The sequence below is a fragment of the Pedobacter sp. genome, assembly GCF_035566355.1.
Taxonomy (GTDB): Bacteria; Bacteroidota; Bacteroidia; order Sphingobacteriales; family Sphingobacteriaceae; genus Pedobacter.
In genome coordinates, this window is the sequence record NZ_DATMRL010000505.1 from 1 (window position 1) to 22654 (window position 22654).

The window sequence follows — 22654 nt, forward strand, 5'->3', positions numbered from 1 at the left end:
TCTTGGTTGATTATATACGAGTCTGTAAATAATTCTGTTTATGCGCTATAACAAACAATTTTTAGCCATTACTTTGGCAGCGGTGCTGGCTGTACCGGCTTTTCCGCAAGGGAAAATAAAGAAGGCTGATCAGGTTGGCCGGGCTGGAAAGGTTATATTCTGGGACGACTTTTCGGGCAATAGACTGGATCGTTCCAAATGGACAGCTGAGGTTACGGGTTCTCATGTGAATGATGAGCTGCAGGCTTATGTGGATTCGGCGAGTGTGATTTCCTTTGTAAAAGGTGCGGCAGCAGAGGGTGCCAGCAATGGGGCATTGGTTTTAAGCCCGAGGTATTTGCCGGGTTTTAAAACTGCTGACGGACAGACCTTTGATTTTATATCCGGCAGGCTAAACACCAAAGATAAGTTTGATTTTACCTACGGCAGGGCTGAGGCAAGGATTAAAATGGTAGCGGGCAGTGGTTTGTGGCCTGCCTGGTGGATGCTGGGTTATCCGAGCTGGCCGTCTGGTGGTGAAACTGATATTATGGAGTTTATTGGTGAAGGTGATTGGGTAAGTTCTGCCATTCACGGCCCTAATTACTTTGGCGAAACTCCATTTGTAAACCGTTTGTACTTTGATAAGAAGAATGATGCCGCCCAATGGCATGTTTATGCGGTGGAGTGGACACCGGAGCGCCTGGTATTTAAATGTGATGGCGTAACGGTTATGCGGGTAACCAAGACCATGGCGGAGCATTATGGTAAATGGGTATTTACTGATAAGCAATTCCTCATTCTCAACTTTGCGGTGGGGGGTATTTATCCTTTCAAAGTGAACGGGATTAAAAAACCTTATTATGGATTGTCAGAACAGGCGCTTGAACTGATTAAAAAAAGGAAAGCAAAGATGATGGTGGACTGGGTAAAGGTTACTGCTTACCATTAGCCTCCGTTAATCATATCGGATACGATGCCTTTGTTTTGCTTTCTTTCGGCAAGGAACACCCCGACGATATGCACAGCTATAAATGCGAGGATGAGGTACATACAAAAGCCATGAAAGCTTTTTATACTATGACTTGTTGCTTTACTGATGCCCAGTTCCTGGTCAAAAGCCATAGAGAGGCCTGTTAAAACCATAATGGCCAGCAATGCATAAAAGATAAAGTATAAAGATTTGACGGTAAGGTCATGCAAGGCTGAATTGGACTTTTTACTTTTTTTAATGTAATCCTGGTAAGCGGTTTTAAGTCTACTGAAAAAGTGCTGGCCTTTAGGCTGGAAAAATTCGGCAATCAACCGGAAAAGAAATAAGGCTGCCAGGGCATAACCGAAATAAATATGAAGGTCCCAGATTTTATCTTCCATTCCATGAGCTACATTTTTAGCTTGCTGCGCGGTAACTGTTGCACCTGATTGCTGCAATTGTGTTTGCACATAGGTGGTGTTGCTCTTTACATCGAAAATGGTTGAATTTAATGCTACAGTGAGCAGGGATCCGCAGATGACGATCAGGTTTAACCAATGCCAAAGCCTAACAGGTTTGCTGTATTTTTTGACTGCAGCCGGGCTATCTATATTTCTTCTTTGAGGTTCGATAATTGCCATTTTGATTTTACTTTACCTTTAAATTTAAGGTTATAATGTTAGAAACCAAACCGGTAGATCTGTTGTAATGCCCGTATCTTAATTCTAACATATTAAGATGTTGCCAGCCAAATACACCATGAGGTGGGGCAAGGCGTATACCTGCGCCATAAAAGTCGCTGTTTAGGGTAGACAGATCGTAGTCGCTGGTGAAATAGGCGGCAGATGGATCGTGTTGACCATAAGGAGCGAAATACCGGGTACCGGTTTGTGTATTATAACGGTAAAATGGACTTATAGAAATAAAGGGGGTTATTTTTACAGGTACTTCCAGTTCGACTGTGTGTGCTCTTATGCCCCAGTTGTCCATGAAATACCGGTAATAGGTTCTGATGATCACCTGGTCACTGGCAAAGTAATTTAGTCTTGCTGCTATAGGCAGTTTATAACGTTTATCTGGTAATGTTTCCGCTCTAAGTGATCCATCTGTAAAATAGTCCCGCTGATATCTGGTGGCCAGTAGGCCTTGCTGATAAGCGGGTTCAAGAATGATCAATGCTTGTAACTTTTGATTGATGACCTGGGATAGTGAAAATGAGGCACTGAATGAGTTTCGAGGACTTGAACCTTCACTTCTGGATTCTTTGCCGTTGCCAAGACTCGCTGCAGGCCTGAGTTCTATGGGTAAAATAACTTTCCAGGTGTCTAAAAAGGCCTGTACTTTGAAATCGAACTGGGTGTTTTTGTCTTTAGACAGGCGGGTTAAATTAAAACCAGCGCCCATAGATTTGTAGTCGTATTCTGTAGAAAATGATCCGGTGAAACCAAAGGCATTTCCTGTCTTTTCATTGCTGTGTGTCCAGTTTAACGATGGGTAAATCCGTGTATCGGCCATGGAGGCGGAAGATATGGTGCTTGGATCGATCTTATCGGAAGAAGCCGAAGTATAATGGTCTACGCCAAGTTCAAATAAAAAGGTGTTTTTCTTTCCTGCTTTATTGTAATTAGACATTTGCAAATCAATTGTATTTGCAAAGTCAGTCAGTTTTTCCGTTCCTATTCCTCCTGTAACAGCAGAATTGTTTCCATTCTGGTGGTAATAGGCCGATACCAGGTTGACCTCATCAATTTTGAGTTTCCGGCTTTGGTAATTGCTTGTGTCGGAAGGAGCAGGTTTAATTTTAATTTGTCCATGAGCGCCTAAAACGCCTAAGAACAGTATGAGTACATGCAGATATATTTTTCTCATGATTTTTAGTTACAACCACAACCACCACCACTTTTGCCACCGTTTGCTCCTGAGCCGCCTTCGCGGTATAGCTGGAAACTTTGTTCAAACTTTTGGGCCGTTCGGGAGGATAAGGTCATCTCGGCATCATTCAGTTTGTTCTTTTGATAAGGCTTTACGGTTGCGCATGCACTGAGCAGGCCGAGAGCAATGAAGCCTGTGCATAGCCGTACTGAAATTGGAATGGACATTTTCATATCATCGTTTTACATTAATATTCTTGGAGGTATAGAGTTGATCTTGGTCATCGATAATGATACAGGCTACTTGCCGCAATTGATTGATCATATCCAGGCCGACTTTTGCACCCATAACGATTACTGGTGTAGCCAGTGCATCGGCCAGTTCGGCACTTGGGCATAAGATACTGACGCTTTTAATTCCACTAACTGGTAAGCCTGTCTTTGGATCAATGGTATGTGAATATCTGCGCCCTTTTATAGTGGCATATTTTTCATAATTACCGGATGTAGCGATGGCCATATTGCTGATATTCAGTGCGGAGAAGGGGCGGTCACTCTGACCGGGATCGGCAATGCCTATGGTCCATGGTCTGCCATCCGGCTGGTTTCCCCAGGTGATCAGGTCGCCGGCGGCATTTACTATTCCATGTTCAATCCCAATGTTTTGTAAGGCTTGTTTGGCTCTATCGGCAGCATAACCTTTTCCGATCCCACCAAATCCAATGCGCATACCCTCATGTTTCAATATTACAGTGCGGTTTTGAGTGTCTATAATGACATTTTGATAGTTGATCAGGCTTACCGATTGCAAGGCGGTTTCAAAATCGGGCAGCGAAGTCATATTCACATCGAAGTTCCAAAGACTTTTATCAATCGAACCGTAGCTAATGTCGAATGCACCCTGTGTAATGTCTGATATTTTTTGCGCACGCTGGATAAGGTCAATCACTTCCTGATCAACCTGTACTGGCTTTATACCGGCATACTGGTTGATGAGGCTGGTTTGACTGGTGTCTTTGAAGGTACTCAATAATTCTTCGATACGTTTTACTTCGGCTATGGCTGTATCAATGGCTTTTTCACCTGCAGTTTGATGGTCTGCAATGACGGTGAACTCGAAGCGGTTTCCCATGAGTTTTAAAACACGGGTATAAGTTGCCTTTGCCATGGTTGCTTAGTTAATTGGTATTTAAATCCTGTACAAACTTTTCAGGGCTTTCATTAGGGTATCCATCCCAGGATTTTAAGATTTTGCCTTTTTCGTCTACCAGCAGGGTGTAGGGAAATTTACCATCGGGGTTGTATTGCTCTGCAAGTGCTTCATTTAGTTTAACTTGTGCTGCAGATAATTGATTTTTCTTTTGACGCGGAAAATCTGCCTGGACCAATACCAGATGATCTTTTGCATAACTTTCAAAAGCATCTGATCCCAGGATCTCTTTTCTTAAGCGTATACATGGACCGCACCAGTCTGATCCGGAGAAATTGATCAGGATTTGTTTATGTGAGGTTTGAGCCTCCTGTTGGGCCTCTTTGAAACTGGTGTGCCAGATTAAAGAAACTGGGAAGAAGCCAAGTAGTGTTATGAGTAATGTTTTCACCTTCCTGGATATTAAATTATGAATCTAATGTCAAGCTGAATTCTGAATACATTCTGAAGTTGGTTGTTAAATTATGTTAATTGTATGTGTGGTTTAACTTGTTGGTTTATAGTGTTTCAATGACTGTGATTTGCCTTAAGTTGATTTAGATCAATACTGAATTGTCTAAAGATTGAAAAAGAGTGTTAAACACCTGTACCTTTAAATGGATAATTACCTAATGCCCGATCCTTAGTTATGTTAGAATTACCTTATTTAGAGATTTTTGCTGAAAATTTTGATAAAAAATTTAGAAACAAAATATTGCAAAAAGTGGAAATCAGCTCTAAAAAAAGCATCAATGTTTCTATAGCAGAATTGAAGGAAAGCCTGGAGGGCCAAGAACTAAAAACGGTATTTCGCAGAGGTTTGACTTTATGCCTTCAATTTAAGAACCATACGGTCTTGGAAATGCGTGTAACATCACGGGCAGAATTGTTGGTTTTAGAAAAAGAAGAGGCTTCTCCCGGGTTATTGGACCTTTATTTCAGCGGAGGTCTAATTCTTTCTGTAAGAGATTCTTTGAAGCGAAGTACCTTTTTCTTAAATCCTGTTCAGATCAGTAGTACGGATGTATTGAGTAAGGAAATGACTGTAGACTATTTGATCAGTGTATTTCTGAATAATACGAGACAAATCAGAGATGTTCTTATAGACCAACATGTAATTGGTGGTTTGGATGAAGCCTATGCGGATGAAATCCTCTGGTATGCGGAAATCTCTCCTTTTTCAATTGCGGGCAGTATCCCCCTGGAAGAAGTAAAAGTGCTTAGAAGGACAATGAAATATGTTTTACTCGACGCAATTAAAGAAATCAAAAGAGTAAACTTTGGTGCCGCTAATTTTGTAAAACCTGATCTGTTGATGATTCATCATGCAGAGAAAAAGAAGAGTCCTACGGGACAAAATATTCGTGTAAAAGTGGTTGCCGGGGCTAGAGTTTATTACACTGATGAACAAAAGCTTTATATGTAAATTTTTGGATCAGTAGTCATAGTAAACCACTTTGATTTACTTCAGAGGGGTTTTTTCTGGTTGGATTATTTTTTTTGGCGAGTTTTCTTTTGCTGCTTCGATGATCACACCGGCAACTTTTTCTGGTTGTGACATGAATATCACGTGACTGCCTTTTACCTCTGTTACTTTGGTATGAGAACGTTTGTACATGGCATGTTGGATCTCTGGTGCAATACTTTTGTCTTCTGTAGCAATTAGACCATATGCAGGTTTATCTCTCCATGCGGCATGGGTTATAGGGGTTGTAAATCCTTTGGCATATCTGGCTGAAAAGCTGCGATATAAACCAGTGCTGCTACTTTGGGGTGATTTCCTGCTTCTGTAATCACTGCTCCGCCCCAGGAATGTCCGGCAAGGATGACCGGGCCGTCTTGCTTATCTAGAACAACCTTGGTTGCATTGACATCATCTTCGAGGGAAGTCAAGGGGTTTTGTACTACGGTTACATGGTATCCTTTTTTAGTTAATTTGTTAGCGCTGTGGCTAATAAACCATTTTTGATGTTTCTTTTTACGTTTTGAGTTTTCATGTTTTTGGCGTTGATTTTTTTGATCATATCAACGATACAAAGGTGGCATGAAATGTAGGCTCAAGTAATAGAGAGAATTCCCAATGGATTGTAATTTTTTCCCTTATGCTATACTTTTTCTGTTTCTGAATCCAATTGGTGAATAGGTAGTGTGCTTTTTGAAGAAATTGCAGAAATAGGCGGGGTCTTCAAATCCTAATTCGTAGGTGATTTCTTTTGCAGATTTATCAGTGTAGTATAAAAGCCGCTTTGCTTCTATAATGATGCGTTCCTGAATGATTTGAATAGGTGTTTTCTGGTTGAAGATGGCAAAGAGATTAGAAAGCGTTTTGGGAGATCTGTTGAGTTGCCGGGCATAAAAATTAACGGAATGTTCATTGTGAAAATTGCCTTCGACCAGCAGGTTGAATTTACGGATAATATGGAATCTGTCGTTCTGCATTTTGGGGTCCGGGAGGTATTCGGATTTGGCCAGTTGGGTTACCGTTATGATCAGTCTCTTTAACAACATGACAAGCATATCATTCTGTACATTGTCGGAGGTGTTCATTTCGGAAATAAACATATTGTGCAGCAACAACATTTTTTGATGGGCGGATTCATTTACATTGATAAAGAAATTGCGGCCTATTCCAAACAGAAATCCAACGCAACTGACTTCTGAATCATGATCGATGATGCAGTAGAATTCGCGGTTGAATTGCCAGGCCACTAAATCTGAAGTCTGTTCAAAAAAGAAAGACTGATTAAACATCAGAGGCAAAATGGTCTGTGAAGGAAAGTCAATTTCTTCTCCATCTATAGTAACGACTTGCTGTCCGCCACGGTTCCAAACTATAGTGAAGTATTTGTTGTCGCGATCTCTGCTGTAGAAAAGACGATCAAAATATTGCTCTTCACTTAGGAGGAGTAAGTGACCACCAGAATTTGGATCTGTAAGGAATAGTTTCATCTTTAAAGTAAAAATAGAGAATATTTATAAAAAAATGTGCTATGTATTACGGCGTCGTAACTCCAGGTCTTTTAAAAACTATAATATCTATAGATTTTAAATATATTGGCACCGCCAATGTTTTTTGGCCAATGGTTTTGTACAATTTTAAATGATAAGGCTAAATAATATAACCAAGACATTTGTTCTTCGGGATCGATCTGTTACAGCGCTTTCAGGAGTTTCGATACATGTACCCCGAGGTAAAATATTCGGGGTGATCGGTGCATCTGGCGCTGGTAAAAGTACGCTGATCAGGTGTGCAAATTTGCTTGAACAGCCTACGTCTGGAGAAGTGTATATTGATGGAAAGAACCTGATGGAACTTTCCAGGTCTGCTTTGGCAAATGAACGCAGGCATATAGGAATGATTTTCCAGCACTTCAACCTGCTCTCTTCGAGAACGGTTTATCAAAATGTTGCCTTTCCGCTTGAACTGGAAGGGGCTTCAAAGGCGAAAATAAAGGAGAGGGTTTTCGAACTGTTAAATTTCGTTGGTCTGGAGGATAAACATGCCGATTATCCGGCAAGCCTTTCAGGGGGACAGAAACAGCGGGTGGCTATTGCCAGGACGCTCGCTGCAAACCCAAAAGTATTGCTTTGCGATGAGGCGACCAGTGCGCTGGACCCGGAGACGACCACCTCCATTTTGAAACTTTTGAAGGATACCAATGAGAAATTTGGCATTACGATATTACTTATTACCCATGAAATGCAGGTGGTAAAGGCAATCTGTGACCAGGTCGCCATCATCAGTCAGGGCGTGCTGGTAGAACAAGGTACGGTAAGTGAAGTGTTTTCTCACCCTAAGAGTGATCTTGCAAAGAAATTTATTTCCTCTTCTATTAAAGTAGCGCTGCCCAGAGCATACGCGGAACGTATTCAAATCAATGCATCTGGATCTGGTAACCCGGTTATCAAGCTCAGCTTCAATGGCGATTCTGCCGATAGCGCTGTGCTTTCAGAGGCTGCAGAGTTGTTTGGTGTTGGTAATAATATCATCACCGCTCAGATAGAACATGTTGCCGGAATCAAATTCGGAACTATCCTTGTGGAGGCTCATGGGAAGAAAGAGGACCATGAACGTGCAATAGCTTATTATAAAACTTTAAATATTGGTGTGGAGGTACTTGGGTATGTCTGAATCTATGATTAGGCTCTTAATGAGCGGTACACTCGAGACCATTGTAATGACCTTTGTTTCTGGCTTCTTTGGTTTTCTTCTAGGCTTGCCGGCAGGTATACTGCTTTTTATTACGCGAAAGGGACAGATTCTGGAGCATCCATTTTTAAACAGGATCCTTGCAATTCTTGTAAATATCTTCCGTTCTATTCCATTTATTATTTTAATTGTCTGGATGATTCCGTTTACCAGGGCTTTGGTTGGCACTTCGATTGGCGTAAAGGCAGCACTTGTGCCTTTGAGTATTGGGGCTGCACCCTTTATTGCAAGAATGATAGAGAATAGTTTATTGGAGATTCCTTACGGCCTGATTGAAGCTGCCAGGGCGCTTGGCGCAAGACCAATGCAGATTATCAGAAAAGTACTTCTTCCGGAAGCTTTGCCTGCAATTATCAACAGTGCATCGATTACCTTGATCACTCTTGTTGGTTATTCTGCTATGGGTGGTGCTGTTGGTGCTGGCGGGCTTGGGCAGATTGGCTATCAGTATGGCTATATAGGCTATAACGTTCTGGTGATGAATACCGTTTTGGTATTGCTGGTAGTTATTGTATTTCTTATTCAGTTTGGCGGCGATCGCCTTTCAAAATATTTTGATCACAGAAAATAAAAGTATAAAATCTAATAAAATGAATTTCACTTTCAAAAAATACTTAAAGTCGGCATTATTACTCTCCTTAACCCTTGCTGGGGCCTGCAGTGGCGGAGCTAAAAAAAATGATCCTAACCATATTATTGTTGGTGTTGAATCCGGTCCGGAATATACTATTGCACAAGTTGCTCAGAAGGTGGCCAAGGAAAAATACAATCTTGATGTAGAGCTGGTACAATTTAATGATTATGTAATGCCAAATGAGGCTCTTAATCAAGGAGATATTGACGTGAATGCCTTTCAGAATAAACCTTACCTGGATGTACAGGCAAAACAACGGGGTTACAAGTTTGCTATGGTGGGAAACACCTTTGTTTATCCAATTGCCGGGTATTCCAGGAAGATCAAAAGCCTCAAGGAGCTGAAAAACGAGAGTACGGTTATTATTCCTAACGACCCGACCAATAGTGGCCGGTCATTACTGCTGCTTCAAACTGCTGGTCTGATTAAACTCAAACCAGGTGTTGGCCTTTTACCAACTCTTAATGATTTGGTAGATAATCCTAAGCACCTAAAGATCCTTGAACTCGAAGCACCGCAGCTTCCGAGGTCTCTGGATGATGCAAATGTGTCTATTGCGATTATTAATAACACTTTTGCTGCGCCTATTGGTTTGGTATCGACAAGAGATGGTCTTTTTATAGAAGATAGCAAATCACCTTATGTAAATGCAATTGTTGCCAGGGAAGATAATAAAGATGAGGATAAGGTGAAGCGCTTTGTTAAGGCTTATCAATCTGATGAAGTTGAAGAAGCAGCTAAAGTAGCCTTTAAGGGAAGTGCTATAAAAGGTTGGTAGCTGCAGGATTGTACGGGAACGTACGGGTACTGTTCGATATTGAACGATTACTGTTGATGGGTTTAAATTAATATGCTGTATATTAGTGGTTTACTAAGTTTATGTCTCTTGGCATAAACTTAGTAAACCACTTGTTGCTATGTTCAGACTCAATTTAAAAATCGCTTTGCGTAATCTCTGGAGAAATAAGACTTCTTCGGTTATTAATATTATTGGTCTGGCAGTTGGTTTATCTGCCTGCTTGCTACTGCTTTTATATGTCAATTATGAAATGAATTTTGATCGTCACTTTAAGGGTGCAGACAAAATTTATCAGGTGATGACCAATTTCCAGGATGCTGCTGGAAAGATTACAAGCACAGGAGGATCACCGGGAAATGGAATTGCAATGGCCATTAAAGCTAAAGTGCCAGAAGTAGATGCGATAACCCGCATGGGTGGTGGCGATGAATCGCTTATCGCTAATCAGCAAAGGGTGTTTAAAAGAACGGATCTGTTTGCTGATCCGGATATACTTAAAGTATTCAATTATGAATTTATAGTTGGCAACCCCGGTTCTGCACTGGATGCCCCGAATGCAATTGTTTTGACTGAAAATACGGCGAAACTTTTATTCGGGACTACCGATGTGTTGAATAAAACAGTGAGGTATAAAAATGCATGGGATTTAAAGGTTACGGGCGTAATCAAAGACTTTCCGGCCAATACTTCAATCAGATTTGATTATTTGATGCCCTGGACATTTTTTGAACATATAAATGATTATGTTAAACATCCGGGCTGGGGAGATTTTAGCTTTCTGGCTATGGCCAGGGTTGATGATCCGACAAAGATTGACCTGATTAATTCGAAAGTTAAGAAACTATTCAATGAAAATTATACAGCACAAAGGACTGAAAATTTCTTATTTCCCTTTTCGGATACGCATTTACATGGTGAGTTTCTGAATGGTAAAAGCATAGGTGGCGAAATAGAACGTATCTATCTTTTTATTGCCTTGGCTTTTGGTATTTTGCTGGTGGCTTGTATCAATTTTATGAATATGGCTACAGCAAAATCGGAACGCAGGGCGAAGGAGGTAGGGATCAAGAAAACGATTGGTGCAACAAGGGGTTCTTTGGTCACTCAATTTCTTACCGAAGCTATGGTACTGACCGTAGTGGCCGTGTTAATTGCCATTGCGATGGTTGAATTGAGTTTACCCATGTTTAATAATTTGCTGGGGATAGATATTGTTATTGGTTATACCAATACTGGCTACTGGTTTGGGATCATCACCGTGGCCTTACTAACTGGTCTTTTGTCGGGGGCTTATCCGGCATTGTTTCTTTCGTCCTTTAACCCGATCCAGACTTTAAAGAAGAAAACGGCAAGGGCGAAACTTGTTCCTATTAACCTGAGGCAGGTACTTGTTGTTGGGCAATTTTGTTTTGCGATTATATTGATCATTGCCACTCTGGTGATCTATAGACAGATGCAGTACATAAAGAATAAACCTGTAGGGTATAATATCAATTTACTTGCAGAGATGCCTCAGGATGGTGAACTATCCGGTAAGTTTGAGTTGTTTAAAGAGCAGGTGCTGAAAACAGGAGCAGTTACTGCCGTAAACGAGTCTTCTCAGAGTATGACTCGTGTGGGCAATTGGTTTTACGGTTTTCAATGGCCCGGAATGGAAGAAAAGGGAAAAGAAATTGTTTTCAACCGTCTTCAGACCCAGTATGATTTTGTGAAGACAAGTGGGGTAGAAATGCTGGCAGGCCGGGATTTCTCCAGAGATTTCGCTTCAGACACTGCGGCAATATTGTTAAGCAGCACTGCGGTGAAGGTGATGAAACTTAAAAATCCTATAGGGACAATGGTCAATTTATTTGGAAATCAGCTGAAGGTTATCGGTGTGTTTAAAGATTTCATTTGGGATTCTCCTTACCGTTCCGGACGCCAGATGGTGATTAATTTCAGTAAACGGGAGGGGGGCAATATTAACATGCAGTTAAATCCCGCCAACAGTTTGAGCAAGAATATTGAACTCATATCAGGTGTGGTCAAAAATATCAATCCTGATTACCCGGTAGAAATTAGATTTGTCAACGACTTGTATGCGAAGAAAATGCAGTCGGAACGAATTCTGGGTATGTTGGCTAACTTGTTTGGTGGTATAGCAATCCTGATCTCTTGCATGGGGCTTTATGGACTGGTGGCTTATAGCGCAGAGCAGCGTACCAAAGAGTTTGGTGTACGTCGTGTATTGGGGGCTTCGGTAGGCAACATTATGGAACTTCTTTCGCTCTCCTTTCTGAAAATGGTGTTTTTTGCTGCCTGTATTGGTGTGCCTTTGGCTTATTACCTGATGAACAAATGGCTTACCAATTTTGAATTCAGGACAACTGTTTCCTTGTCAATTGTACTGGCCGCAATAGCGGGAACAGCAGCTGTTGCATTTTTGACGGTTGGTTTCCAGGCTTACAAGGCTGCAAAAGCTAATCCAGTTGAAGCGCTGAAGTACGAATAGAGCCGAATTTTCCTTTTCTGAAATAATTCTCGAAAAAAAGCATGAAAACTGTATAGTTTGTATTATTTTTCATCAGTTTATTAGTTTTGTTTTTTATCGGTGATGAAGCTATCATGAGTTCTTGTTCATTGTATTTTGTGAGTGTTTGCTCATGATGGTTTCATGCTTTAATTACGTATATGCTGGTCTCTCGGAAATCTATCTTCTTCGCTCTTTTATTTTGTTTCAGTTTTTTTGCGAAAGCCAATACATCGATTAGTGAATTTGACAAAGTCTATACTAAGATTGCAACCGAAGTAGCGTCTTCCGATATAAAGAGTGCATTTAAAATGGCTGATTCTCTTTTAGTGCACTCCGCGGATAATTATCAGAAAATGAAATGCCTGATGCTTCTTGCTACGCTGCATCAACATTCAGGTGATGTGGCTAAAGCTCTGGCATTTGCAATACAAGCAGAAAAGCTGGTTCCTAGGGTTCAGAAGAAAGGCAATTGGGAAGTACGCATAGCTGGTTTTCTTTCAACGCTGTACAGAAGTGTAAACCTCACTGAACAAGCACGGAAATATTTAGATATTGCTGAGAAAAAGAACATGCAATTAGAGCCTTCTCCGGCAACTACTACAACTTATGCGTTAATCCTGCAGGAAAAAGCTTATTATGCCATTGAGGAGGATCAGGATTATACATCTGGGATGCATAAGTTGCAGGAAGCAGAGCAGAAGTTTCTTGAAGTTCCAAATCAGTTGGGGAGTAATATTTTTTTAGCGACTAACGATCAGCTGTATGGTCTTTGCTATTTGAAAGAAAAGAACTATGACAAAGCAAAAGCACATCTTTTTAAAGCACTGGCAGAATTAAAGGATACTGAAACAGAACTTAAAGCTTTTATTTATGCTGGTTTGGGAGATGTCTTTTTAGAAAATCACCAATATGAGCAGGCAATACAACAATATAAGAAGGCCGAGCCTTATGCAAATCAATCTGATAATTTTAATGCAAAAATAATAACCAATAAAGGTCTTGCTTCTTATTATAATGCCGTTGGAGATTCAAAACGGGCATTCCGGCATCAGGAAATTTACTCCAGACTATTGGATGAACAGGCGCAGGTAACCAAATCTGTTTCAAATCAATTGATTAAGGAGCTGAATAAGGATGAAGATACCAATATGATGAAAGTTCAGGTCGCAATAGCTATTTCGATTATTCTTTTGTTGTTAGTACTATCATTGCTATATATAAATCAACAAAGCAGTAAAAGAAACAGACTTAGGTATGAACAAGTCTTGAAAAGGATAGACCTTAATCCTGATCTGGTTCCGGCAAAACAACCTGCTCAAGCATTAATGACAAAAGAATCGGAGGACAGGTTGCTTGCCGGGCTCCATAAACTGGAGGAGAAAAAGTTTTTCCTGCAAGGCGATGTGTCTTTATCTACCCTTGCAAGCAAGCTGAATTCCAATACCAAGTATCTTTCCTATATCATTAACAGGTATAAGGAAAAGGATTTTAATAATTATGTGAATGAGCTTAGAATAACCTATGCATTAAAAGATCTGCAACTTAATCCTATAGAGCGGAAGTATAAGATTTCTTATCTGGCAAAGAAATATGGTTTCTCTTCGCACAGTAAGTTTGCGGCTGTTTTCAAAGCCGTAACGGGAATTTCTCCGTCTGTGTTTATTGAGAACTTAAGAAAAGACGAGGCTAAAGAAGATTTCAGTGAAGCATCGTGATTAGTGGTGTAAGTTTCTGTTTGTTAGTATTTTACTGTGTTTTAAGTGCTGTCCGTTTTCTATAAAACTGATAGGTTGTTTATTGGCCGGTATGCTTTTATTTTCCAGATTTAAGGGCTGGAACAATTTTAAGAACATGCCGCTACCCTGATGTAATTATGGAAAACAACACACACCACCTTGAACAACTGGATCAGATAAAACTCAAAATAGAATCCATCAAAAAGGATCGGGAAATCCTGTCTCAACAGGTAAGCTACCAAATTATTGAGTACATCAATGAGATAAGGTCTTTAACAAAATCTTTAGTTGATACCTCTTTAAATAATGAACAAACTGCAATGATCCGGTTGATTAACATGTATGCTAATCAATTAAAGAGATTTATAAAGTGAAGTATTGGAAAATTGATCAGGTATTTTTTAGTACTTAAAAAATATTAATCTAATGTAATATATTTCGGATATTTAAGCTTTGAAGTTTAATCCAGGAGGACCGGGGCAATGAATATCTCTGTTAATATTTTTCAGACGCTTATAGCATTGGGTGCAGTCAATGGATTGATATGGTGTATTCTGCTGTTGATGAATAAAAAAACAGCTAATGTGTATCTTGGACTTCTTGTTTTTGTGTTTGCTCTTGGTGGTATTAAAATTATCCTTCAGGAGAAAATACCTCATTTTAATTATAGCTTTCCAATTCCATTATTGTATCAGTTTGCGATTGGTCCATTATTTTATCTGTATCTGAAGGCTGCTTTGGTTAAGAATTACAAGCACTCTGTTAGGTCTCTTTTGCATTTTATTCCTTCTATTCTTTTTGATGTGCTGATGTTTTTTATTTTAAAGCATATAGGGAATATTGCTCAGCTTGAAAAGTCTACGTTTATTCTGGATATCGCAGCTTTTGCCTTTTTCAGCACTTATTGGATCCTTTCCATAAGAACGATTAACAGAAGTAACAAAGATACTGGAATAGATAAAGGCGTTATCAAATGGACCAATCAAATCTTGTTTGCTTCGGGATTGATTGTATTCTCATGGCTAATTTATATTGTCTGGGTGATTGGATTCCAGGCGCAAATTGTATTCGGAATACTTCCTTATTATCCAATATATCTGATATTTAGTTTCTGCATTTATAGCATTGCGATTTTAGGTTATTATAAACCGCAATTCGGATTGTTGAATATTCCTACAACTGAAAAAAAACAACTTATTTCACCTGCTGAATTAGAGTTCAAAAAGATTCAGGTATTGAATGGAATTAAAGGCAAGGAATTGCATCATCAGGATCATATTAGCCTTCACAATCTTTCAAAGGAGCTGAATATTCCAGTCAATGAATTATCCTATATTATTAATTCGGGATTTAAAGTGAATTTTAAGGATTTCATTAATGCTTTGCGGATACAAGATCTTAAAGACAAGCTTTCTATTCCCGACAATGCGAAATTTACGATCCTTGGATTGGCCTATGAAGTGGGGTTTAATTCTAAGGCATCATTCTATAGAGCTTTTAAAAAACAAGAAGGAAGAACCCCCGCTGCGTACTATAAAGAACTTCAGAAAAATTAGGAGGTCTCAAAGTCTGTTTTGAGACTAATAAGGCATTTGGAAGAATTATTTTTAGCGAAAATCAAATTTATGGATTTAAAAGAGATGGCTAAAAAGAATGTCTTTGTAATGGGGAGGGTGCTTCTTTTCTGTTTAATCAGTGCCATGAGCCTGGCGGCTGCTTCTGGAATGACAAAAGGATTGCCATTATATGAGTCGAATATTTTGACAATAGGGATCGCATTGGTATGTACTATATTCATTACTTTTTTGTTTGTAAGGTGGGAACATCTTAAGCTGCAACAGATAGGTATATTGCCAGGTAAAGAAAGTGCCAGGCGATTACTGACCAGTCTATTGGCGGGTTCAGTTTTAGCAAGCTTACAGCCTATGTTTGTTTTGATGTTGGGACATGTAACAATTTACAGATCATCTTCGATCAACGCTGTTGGTGTTATAAGCAGTTTAGTTCTGTACTTGTTGATTGCATTAAGGGAGGAAGTTGCGTTTCGGGGCTATCCCTTGCGTGTTCTCGATGATAAACTTGGCCCACTGCGTGCACAGATAATTGTTGCTGTACTGTTTATCATAGAGCATAAGATTGGAGGGATGAACTGGTTTCAGGCGATTGCCGGCCCAGGAATGGGTGCTGTGTTTTTTGGTATGGCAGCACTTAAAACAAGGGGGCTCGCATTACCTATTGGGCTTCATACAGCCTGGAATTTTGTACAATGGTTCTTAGGCTTTAAACCTGAACAGGGAGTTTTTCAAATAAGAGTGGAAAAGGGTTTTGAAACGAGAGCAGAGTTAGGGGGATGGTTGAGCTATATTGTGGTAATGATGTTAGGGATTTGCTTTTTAATGTTTTGGAAAAGCCTTTGCAATAGGTTGACTGTTGCAAAGGCTTAACTAGTTTATTCTTCCAGACCCATTTTTTTCATCACGATGTCACTTACTCCGGTTGAGGAATATCCGCCGTCGTGGAAAAGGTTCTGCATGGTTACCATACGGGTTAAGTCTGAAAACAAAGTGATACAGTAATCTGCACATGATTCTGCATCTGCATTGCCTAGTGGTGCAATAGCATCGGCATAATCAAAGAAATCACCAAATCCTTTAATACCTGTACCAGCCGAGGTTTTTGTTGGAGACTGGGAAACTGTATTGATACGTACTTTTTTCTCTAAACCATAGTGGTAGCCAAAACTACGTGCGATAGACTCGAGCATAGCCTTGATATCGGCCATATCGGTATAAAAAGGGTAGGTGCGTTGTGCAGCCATATAAGTGAGGGCTACAACACTACCGCCTTCATTAATGGCATCTAGTTTTTTTGCAACAGCCAGCATTTTATGGAAGGATAAAGCTGAAACATCAATTCCTTTCATAAAATAGTCGTAGTTTGATTCTGTGTAAGGAATCTTTTTACGGATGTTTACGCTCATGCCTATAGAGTGCAGTACAAAATCTATTTTACCGCCTAAAATTTCTTGTGATTGGGTAAACAGGTTGGTCAGCTCATCAACATTGGTTGCGTCTGCAGGAATAATCTGTGAACCAGTTTTTTCTGCCAAAGCATTGATCTCTCCCATGCGCATAGCAATTGGAGCATTGGTTAATACAAATGAAGCACCTTCTTCGTGCGCTTTTTCAGCAACTTTCCATGCAATGGAGTTTTGATCTAATGCGCCGGTAATGATACCACGTTTCCCTTTTAATAGATTATACATATTTATATCTGTTTTAAAATGAGCCAAAGGTAGTATTTTTCTTTTTGGTCGCAAATAGCCTGTTAAATTGTCTTATTTGGCCTCTGTTAAAATCGGATTTTCCTTACATCTTTGTAATGCTGATGTTAATCATAAAAAATTAAGCAGCGAAAAGGGAGCAGAAACCAGTTAAAACGGGCGAAACCGAAAAGCCATACGAGTAGGGAAATAGAAAAATGAATTTTATGTCAGACAATAGTGTTTCTTTACACAGGGTTCTTAAAGCGACTCCAGAGAAGGTATACCGCGCATTTACTGAAGCCCTGGCAATTGCCTCTTGGTTACCTCCATATGGCTTTCTTTGTACCGTCCATGAAATGAATGCAGAGAAAGGCGGTTCTTTTAGAATGTCTTTTCAAAATTTTTCAACTGGCCACAGCCATTCATTCGGTGGACAATATCTTGAATTGAAACCTAATGAGTTTCTAAAATATACCGATAAATTTGATGACCCTAATCTTCCCGGGGAAATGACGACGTCTGTTTGGCTCCGGAAAACAATAGTGGGTACAGAAATAAAAATCACACAGGAAAACATTCCTTCAGTTATACCTGCGGAAATGTGTTATTTAGGCTGGCAGGAATCGCTGGAAAAGTTGGCTAAGCTGGTTGAGCCTGAGATACCAGATGCCTGATCAATTAAATGGTATAGTGGGTGGTTTATATCATCCACTATAACTGTTTAAGACAAAAAATGCATAGGGCTTGCGGCGTTTATATATAAAAAAATCACGGAATTATATAAATTCATCTCTGCATCTTAAACTAACTTTGTATAGCCATGAAAAGTAAAGCTATATTTCTGTTAGTGATATTTTTGCTCAATACAGTTGTTGGGCTTGGCTGTGCGTTAGGTATGCAGGATGATCATCATGATCACCAGCATGCAGATGGGCATGAACACAAAACTATTTCAATATCTGGTCTGAGCTTTTCAGAGGAAGATCATTGCTGTAAAACTTTAGTGAACGATTTAGTTACCCAAAGTAAATTGATTCCTGAAAGCGGTAAAGTACTGGTTGTTTTACCTGTAATGTGGCTTCCTGATTATTCTTATACCGCGTTCATTCCGATAACAAGTATTGAGCCCGGGGAGAGCGTCTATGTAGACCGGAGAGAAAGACCACCTAATCAGGATATTCGTATCACCATTAAAAGTTTTCAGATATAAGATTAATGTAAGCTGTTGAACCTCGTAAATAGGGATCAATAGATACACTTCACATAGCTATGGCTATGCTCAAGAATAAGTATAAACATTAAATTATTATATCATGAAACAGATTTTTTTAGTAGTTGCATTAATTGCAACGGTATGGATTAAACCTGGTTTTGCTCAAAGTAGCCAAACTCAATCGTTATTAACCTCTTATTACGACATCAAAAATGCTTTGGTGAATTCTGAGGCCGCTATTGCTGCATCAAAAGCAAGTGAATTTTCTAAAATATTAGCGGGTATAGATATGAAGTCAATGCCGCAGCCAGAGATGAAAGTCTTTATGGGGCTTCAGGATAAACTCGCATTTGATGCCAGGCATATCTCAGAAACAAAAGATATTGCACACCAACGGGAACACTTTGCTAATTTTTCTGCAAACCTTTTTAAATTAGCTAAAGCGGTAAAGTTGACCAGGGAACCAATCTATTATGACTATTGCCCAATGAAAAAGAGTTACTGGCTTTCTGACAATGCGGCAATCAAAAATCCTTATTTCGGTAAACAGATGCTAAGCTGTGGCGCAGTAAAGGAAACATTAAAGTAATCGTGTTTGTTAGTTGTATAGCCCCGTTTTTTATAAGTCCTGGGGCTGTACAATTAAATCATTCTCTTAATCAAGATCATGATGAAAAATATATTAACGGTCTTCTTTTTGATCCTCTTTTATGCAGCTTCTGCTCAGGATATGAAGGGCATGAAAATGCCAGTTCAACAGAAAGTAAATAACAAATCCTCACAGAAGGTATCAGATACGGGGTTGATTAAAACCATTTTAAGTAATGTACCTCCGCGAACTGTTCGTTATGATCTGTATGTTGCGGATACGACGGTGACTTATGGGAAAAAATCGAAACGGGCCATTGCGGTAAATGGACAGATTCCAATGCCAACACTAACTTTTACTGAGGGAGATACCGCATTGATTTATGTGCACAACAGGTTAAATGAAGAAACTTCTCTGCATTGGCACGGACTTTTTCTGCCGAACAGTATGGATGGGGTTCCTTTTTTGACTCAGATGCCCATTAAACCACATACTACCTATGTTTATAAATTTCCTATTATTCAGCATGGGACACACTGGTACCATAGCCATAGTGGATTGCAGGAGCAGATTGGTATGTATGGTGCATTTATTATAAACAAGAGAGAAGAATGGAACATTCCAACTATACCGATAGTGATTAGTGAATGGACGGATATGAACCCCGAAGAAGTACAACGAAGTCTGAAGAACGCCAACGACTGGTTTGCAATCCAAAAAGGAACCACCCAAAGCTATGCAGAGGCCATCAGAACTGGTCATTTTAAAACTAAGGTAACCAATGAATGGAAGCGCATGAATGCCATGGATGTAAGTGATGTATATTATGATGCCTTTCTGATCAATGGAAAAAACCAAAATGAACAACCACAATTTAAAGCTGGAGATAAAGTAAGGCTTCGTATTGCTAACGGTGGCGCATCTGATTATTTCTGGCTGAGCTATTCTGGCGGTAAAATAACCGTTGTGGCGACCGATGGAAACGATGTGGAGCCGGTAGAGGTAGACAGATTAATCATAGCCGCATCTGAGACATATGATGTTGTGGTTAATATCCCTGAAAATAAAAGCTATGAGTTTCTGGTTACTCCTGAGGACCGGACTAAATCTGCATCGATGTGGCTTGGGCAAGGCGAAAAGGTACCTGCTCAGAAATTACCCATACTGAAATACTTTGCCGGGATGAAAATGATGAACGACATGATGGACATGAAGGGAAATATGGTAGAGATGGAAGGGATGGAAATGGGGAATCAGGTAATGGATATGAACAATGTGATGTACTCTGAATCTGCGGACCTGGTTACTTTGAACTATGGAATGCTTCGTGACCCGAAGAAAACAACCTTAACAAAAGGGCCATGGAAAGAACTGAAGTTTGATCTTACTGGTAATATGAACCGTTATGTGTGGAGCCTGAACAACAAAACGCTTTCTGAAAGCGATAAAATACTGATAAAAAAAGGAGAAAATGTTCGGATCATCTTATTCAACAACAGTATGATGCGCCATCCTATACACTTGCATGGCCATGACTTTAGGGTATTGAACGGGCAAGGCGAATATGCGCCCATGAAAAACGTTATTGATATTATGCCAATGGAAAGGGATACCATTGAATTTAAAGCTTCCGAAGCCGGGGGAGACTGGTTTTTCCATTGCCATATTTTATATCATATGATGAGTGGAATGGGCAGGGTATTCAGTTATGAGAATTCTCCCCCTAATCCTGAATTACCACATCCGGAACATGCTTACAAAATGCTTAAAGCAGATGACAGGATGCTTCATCCGATGGCAAGAATCGGTATTGAAACCAATGGTAGTGATGGAGAGATTATGTTGGCCAATACCCGTTATCGTTTCACAACCGAATGGAGAATTGGTTTTGATAAAGAAATGGGTTATGAGAGCGAAAGTCATTTTGGTAGATACATTGGGCGAAACCAATGGCTCTTCCCTTATATTGGCTGGGATTTTCGTAAAAGAACTATCGATCCAATGGATAAGAACCTTTTTGGACAATCGCTGGCTCCGGGCAACAATCTTTTTGGCCAGAACAACTCCAAAAACTTCAGACATGTATTTCATTTGGGTTTACAATATACTTTGCCAATGTTGATTGTGGCAGATGCTTCTGTTGACCACAAGGGAAATGTCCGGTTTCAATTGATGAGAGAAGATATCCCCGTTTCTAAAAGATTACGTTTCCAGTTTATGGTCAATACAGACAAAGAATACATGGCTGGTTTCAGATACATTACAACTAAATATATTTCTTTATCTACCCATTATGACAGTGATATGGGCTATGGAGCCGGGCTGACACTAACTTATTAATTTATCATATTATGGAGCATATGCATCACACCGATCACGCAAAAATGAATCACGCTGAACACCACGGGCAATTTACATGCCCTATGCATCCTGAAATCATCAGAGATAAACCAGGTGCATGCCCCATATGTGGGATGGACCTGGTACCCATGGGCGTTGATTTGGAGGCAGAGGATACAACCTATGAGACCTTATTGCGTAAATTTAAGATTGCAAGTGTTTTTACTATTCCAATTTTTATCATTGCCATGACGGAAATGATTCCGGATAATCCATTGTTTAACGTGATGGCGCTCAAGTATTGGAACTGGGTTCAGTTTGTGTTTTCCATTCCTGTGGTTTTTTATGCAACCTGGATGTTCTTTCAACGTGCGTGGCAATCGATCATTACCTGGAAATTAAATATGTTTACGTTAATTGGTATTGGTGCGGGCGTAGCATGGCTTTTTAGTCTCGTAGCCCTTCTTTTTCCAGAGGTATTTCCCGAGCAGTTTAAAACCCATCACGGTACAGTGTATGTCTATTTTGAGGCTGCAACTGTGATTCTGACATTGGTTCTGCTTGGACAACTTTTGGAAGCGAGAGCGCATGGTAAAACCAATAGTGCCATTAAAGAACTATTAAAGTTAGCTCCAAATACAGCCACAAAGGTTGATGGGGATAAAGAAACAGTGGTTTCTATCGATGATATTCAAAAAGGGGATATGTTGCGGGTAAAACCTGGGGAAAAGATACCCGTAGATGGGAGCATTAAAACAGGTGAAGCAGTTATAGATGAATCTATGATTTCTGGTGAACCTGTTCCGGTGGAGAAAAAGCCTGGTGATAAAATAAGTTCAGGTACCATTAATGGCAATAAAACCTTTATTATGCTTGCCGAAAAGGTTGGTTCTGAAACTTTGCTTTCTCAGATTATCGAAATGGTTAATGCTGCCAGCCGCTCCAGGGCACCGATTCAAAAAATGGCCGATAAGATTTCGGGATATTTTGTGCCTGTAGTGGTATTGATTGCAGTTGCAACATTTATAGTTTGGGCAATTTATGGTCCAGAACCTGCTTATGTATACGCTTTTGTAAATGCGATTGCTGTCTTGATCATTGCTTGTCCCTGTGCGCTTGGTCTTGCTACACCAATGTCTGTAATGGTAGGGGTTGGTAAAGGTGCACAGTCTGGTGTGTTGATTAAAAATGCGGAATCTCTTGAAAAAATGAATGCGATTGATGTGGTGATTATTGATAAAACGGGAACAGTTACAGAAGGGAAACCTTCGGTTGAAAAGGTGGTTAGCGTTGATCCGGATTTCGATGAAAGGAATATCCTGGAAAGAATAGTATCGTTAAATA

At 39.9% G+C, this 22654-nt stretch carries 24 protein-coding genes; 15 read left to right on the forward strand and 9 right to left on the reverse strand.

Features of this window, described 5'->3' with window-relative positions:
* The first annotated feature begins 40 nt into the window (after positions 1-40).
* Positions 41-931, forward strand: coding sequence for a glycoside hydrolase family 16 protein (locus VNZ46_RS19585; protein WP_325561776.1), 891 nt, complete (start codon positions 41-43; stop codon positions 929-931).
* Here the strand turns inward: VNZ46_RS19585 and VNZ46_RS19590 are convergent.
* The 5 genes from VNZ46_RS19590 to VNZ46_RS19610 are packed head-to-tail and all read right to left on the reverse strand — an operon-like array spanning position 928 to position 4424.
* The gene (locus VNZ46_RS19590; protein WP_325561778.1) at positions 928-1593 is read right to left on the reverse strand and encodes a cytochrome b/b6 domain-containing protein; all 666 of its coding nucleotides are present in this window, start codon (positions 1591-1593) and stop codon (positions 928-930) included. The two genes, VNZ46_RS19585 and VNZ46_RS19590, sit on opposite strands and share 4 nt — an antisense overlap.
* A gap of 7 nt (positions 1594-1600) precedes the next feature.
* Positions 1601-2821: a DUF3570 domain-containing protein gene (locus VNZ46_RS19595; protein ID WP_325561780.1), complete on the reverse strand. Its 1221-nt coding sequence runs from the start codon at positions 2819-2821 to the stop codon at positions 1601-1603.
* A 5-nt stretch (positions 2822-2826) separates the two neighbouring features.
* Positions 2827-3057 (reverse strand): DUF4266 domain-containing protein, encoded by a 231-nt coding sequence (locus tag VNZ46_RS19600; protein WP_325561782.1) that lies wholly within the window; start codon positions 3055-3057, stop codon positions 2827-2829.
* Position 3058: 1 nt separating this feature from the next.
* Positions 3059-3991, reverse strand: a complete 933-nt coding sequence (locus VNZ46_RS19605) for an FAD:protein FMN transferase (RefSeq protein ID WP_325561784.1) — start codon at positions 3989-3991, stop codon at positions 3059-3061.
* Between the two features lie 10 nt (positions 3992-4001).
* On the reverse strand, positions 4002-4424 hold the full coding sequence (locus VNZ46_RS19610; protein ID WP_325561786.1) for a thioredoxin family protein: 423 nt from the start codon (positions 4422-4424) through the stop codon (positions 4002-4004).
* 237 nt (positions 4425-4661) lie between these two features.
* Here VNZ46_RS19610 and VNZ46_RS19615 point away from each other — a divergent pair, with 237 nt between their 5' ends.
* Entirely contained in the window at positions 4662-5438 is a 777-nt protein-coding gene (locus tag VNZ46_RS19615) for a DNA-formamidopyrimidine glycosylase family protein (protein WP_325561788.1), read from the forward strand.
* Positions 5439-5474: 36 nt separating this feature from the next.
* Here VNZ46_RS19615 and VNZ46_RS29410 read toward each other — a convergent pair whose 3' ends face one another.
* The 3 genes from VNZ46_RS29410 to VNZ46_RS19630 form a co-directional block, all read right to left on the reverse strand.
* The gene (locus VNZ46_RS29410; protein WP_325561818.1) at positions 5475-5717 is read right to left on the reverse strand and encodes an alpha/beta hydrolase; all 243 of its coding nucleotides are present in this window, start codon (positions 5715-5717) and stop codon (positions 5475-5477) included.
* Positions 5714-5905, reverse strand: a complete 192-nt coding sequence (locus VNZ46_RS29415) for an alpha/beta fold hydrolase (RefSeq protein WP_325561790.1) — start codon at positions 5903-5905, stop codon at positions 5714-5716. Before VNZ46_RS29415 ends, VNZ46_RS29410 begins: the two co-directional genes overlap by 4 nt.
* A 207-nt stretch (positions 5906-6112) precedes the next feature.
* Entirely contained in the window at positions 6113-6961 is an 849-nt protein-coding gene (locus VNZ46_RS19630) for an AraC family transcriptional regulator (RefSeq protein ID WP_325561792.1), read from the reverse strand.
* Between the two features lie 151 nt (positions 6962-7112).
* Between VNZ46_RS19630 and metN the strand changes: the two genes are divergently transcribed.
* The 8 genes from metN to VNZ46_RS19670 all read left to right on the forward strand — a co-directional run bounded on the left by metN (position 7113) and on the right by VNZ46_RS19670 (position 16347).
* Positions 7113-8144, forward strand: a complete 1032-nt coding sequence (gene metN / locus VNZ46_RS19635; protein WP_325561794.1) for a methionine ABC transporter ATP-binding protein MetN — start codon at positions 7113-7115, stop codon at positions 8142-8144.
* A gap of 4 nt (positions 8145-8148) precedes the next feature.
* Positions 8149-8793 (forward strand): methionine ABC transporter permease MetI, encoded by a 645-nt coding sequence (metI, locus tag VNZ46_RS19640; RefSeq protein WP_349255996.1) that lies wholly within the window; start codon positions 8149-8151, stop codon positions 8791-8793.
* A gap of 19 nt (positions 8794-8812) precedes the next feature.
* On the forward strand, positions 8813-9634 hold the full coding sequence (gene metQ, locus VNZ46_RS19645; RefSeq protein WP_325561796.1) for a methionine ABC transporter substrate-binding lipoprotein MetQ: 822 nt from the start codon (positions 8813-8815) through the stop codon (positions 9632-9634).
* A 139-nt stretch (positions 9635-9773) separates the two neighbouring features.
* Entirely contained in the window at positions 9774-12146 is a 2373-nt protein-coding gene (locus VNZ46_RS19650) for an ABC transporter permease (protein WP_325561798.1), read from the forward strand.
* A gap of 374 nt (positions 12147-12520) precedes the next feature.
* Positions 12521-13882 (forward strand): helix-turn-helix domain-containing protein, encoded by a 1362-nt coding sequence (locus tag VNZ46_RS19655; RefSeq protein WP_325561800.1) that lies wholly within the window; start codon positions 12521-12523, stop codon positions 13880-13882.
* Positions 13883-14040: 158 nt separating this feature from the next.
* Positions 14041-14277 (forward strand): hypothetical protein, encoded by a 237-nt coding sequence (locus tag VNZ46_RS19660; RefSeq protein WP_325561802.1) that lies wholly within the window; start codon positions 14041-14043, stop codon positions 14275-14277.
* A gap of 189 nt (positions 14278-14466) precedes the next feature.
* Positions 14467-15459, forward strand: coding sequence for a helix-turn-helix domain-containing protein (locus VNZ46_RS19665; protein WP_325561804.1), 993 nt, complete (start codon positions 14467-14469; stop codon positions 15457-15459).
* 36 nt (positions 15460-15495) lie between these two features.
* A complete protein-coding gene (locus VNZ46_RS19670) occupies positions 15496-16347 on the forward strand; it encodes a type II CAAX endopeptidase family protein (RefSeq protein ID WP_325561806.1) in 852 nt (283 codons plus the stop codon).
* Between the two features lie 5 nt (positions 16348-16352).
* Here the strand turns inward: VNZ46_RS19670 and VNZ46_RS19675 are convergent, their stop codons facing one another.
* Positions 16353-17168 carry an enoyl-ACP reductase FabI gene (locus VNZ46_RS19675; RefSeq protein ID WP_325561808.1) on the reverse strand — a complete coding sequence of 272 codons (816 nt, stop codon included), beginning with the start codon at positions 17166-17168 and terminating at the stop codon, positions 16353-16355.
* Between the two features lie 224 nt (positions 17169-17392).
* On the opposite strand from VNZ46_RS19675, the gene VNZ46_RS19680 reads away from it, so the two are divergent.
* From VNZ46_RS19680 to VNZ46_RS19700, 5 genes are all read left to right on the forward strand, one after another.
* Positions 17393-17842, forward strand: a complete 450-nt coding sequence (locus VNZ46_RS19680; protein WP_325561809.1) for an SRPBCC family protein — start codon at positions 17393-17395, stop codon at positions 17840-17842.
* Positions 17843-17988: 146 nt separating this feature from the next.
* Positions 17989-18378 carry a hypothetical protein gene (locus VNZ46_RS19685; protein WP_325561811.1) on the forward strand — a complete coding sequence of 130 codons (390 nt, stop codon included), beginning with the start codon at positions 17989-17991 and terminating at the stop codon, positions 18376-18378.
* Positions 18379-18481: 103 nt separating this feature from the next.
* Positions 18482-18970 (forward strand): DUF3347 domain-containing protein, encoded by a 489-nt coding sequence (locus VNZ46_RS19690; protein WP_325561813.1) that lies wholly within the window; start codon positions 18482-18484, stop codon positions 18968-18970.
* A gap of 78 nt (positions 18971-19048) precedes the next feature.
* A complete protein-coding gene (locus VNZ46_RS19695) occupies positions 19049-21310 on the forward strand; it encodes a multicopper oxidase family protein (protein WP_325561814.1) in 2262 nt (753 codons plus the stop codon).
* A 44-nt stretch (positions 21311-21354) separates the two neighbouring features.
* Positions 21355-22654: HAD-IC family P-type ATPase (locus VNZ46_RS19700; RefSeq protein WP_325561816.1), on the forward strand; the 1300-nt coding region annotated here is incomplete at its 3' end.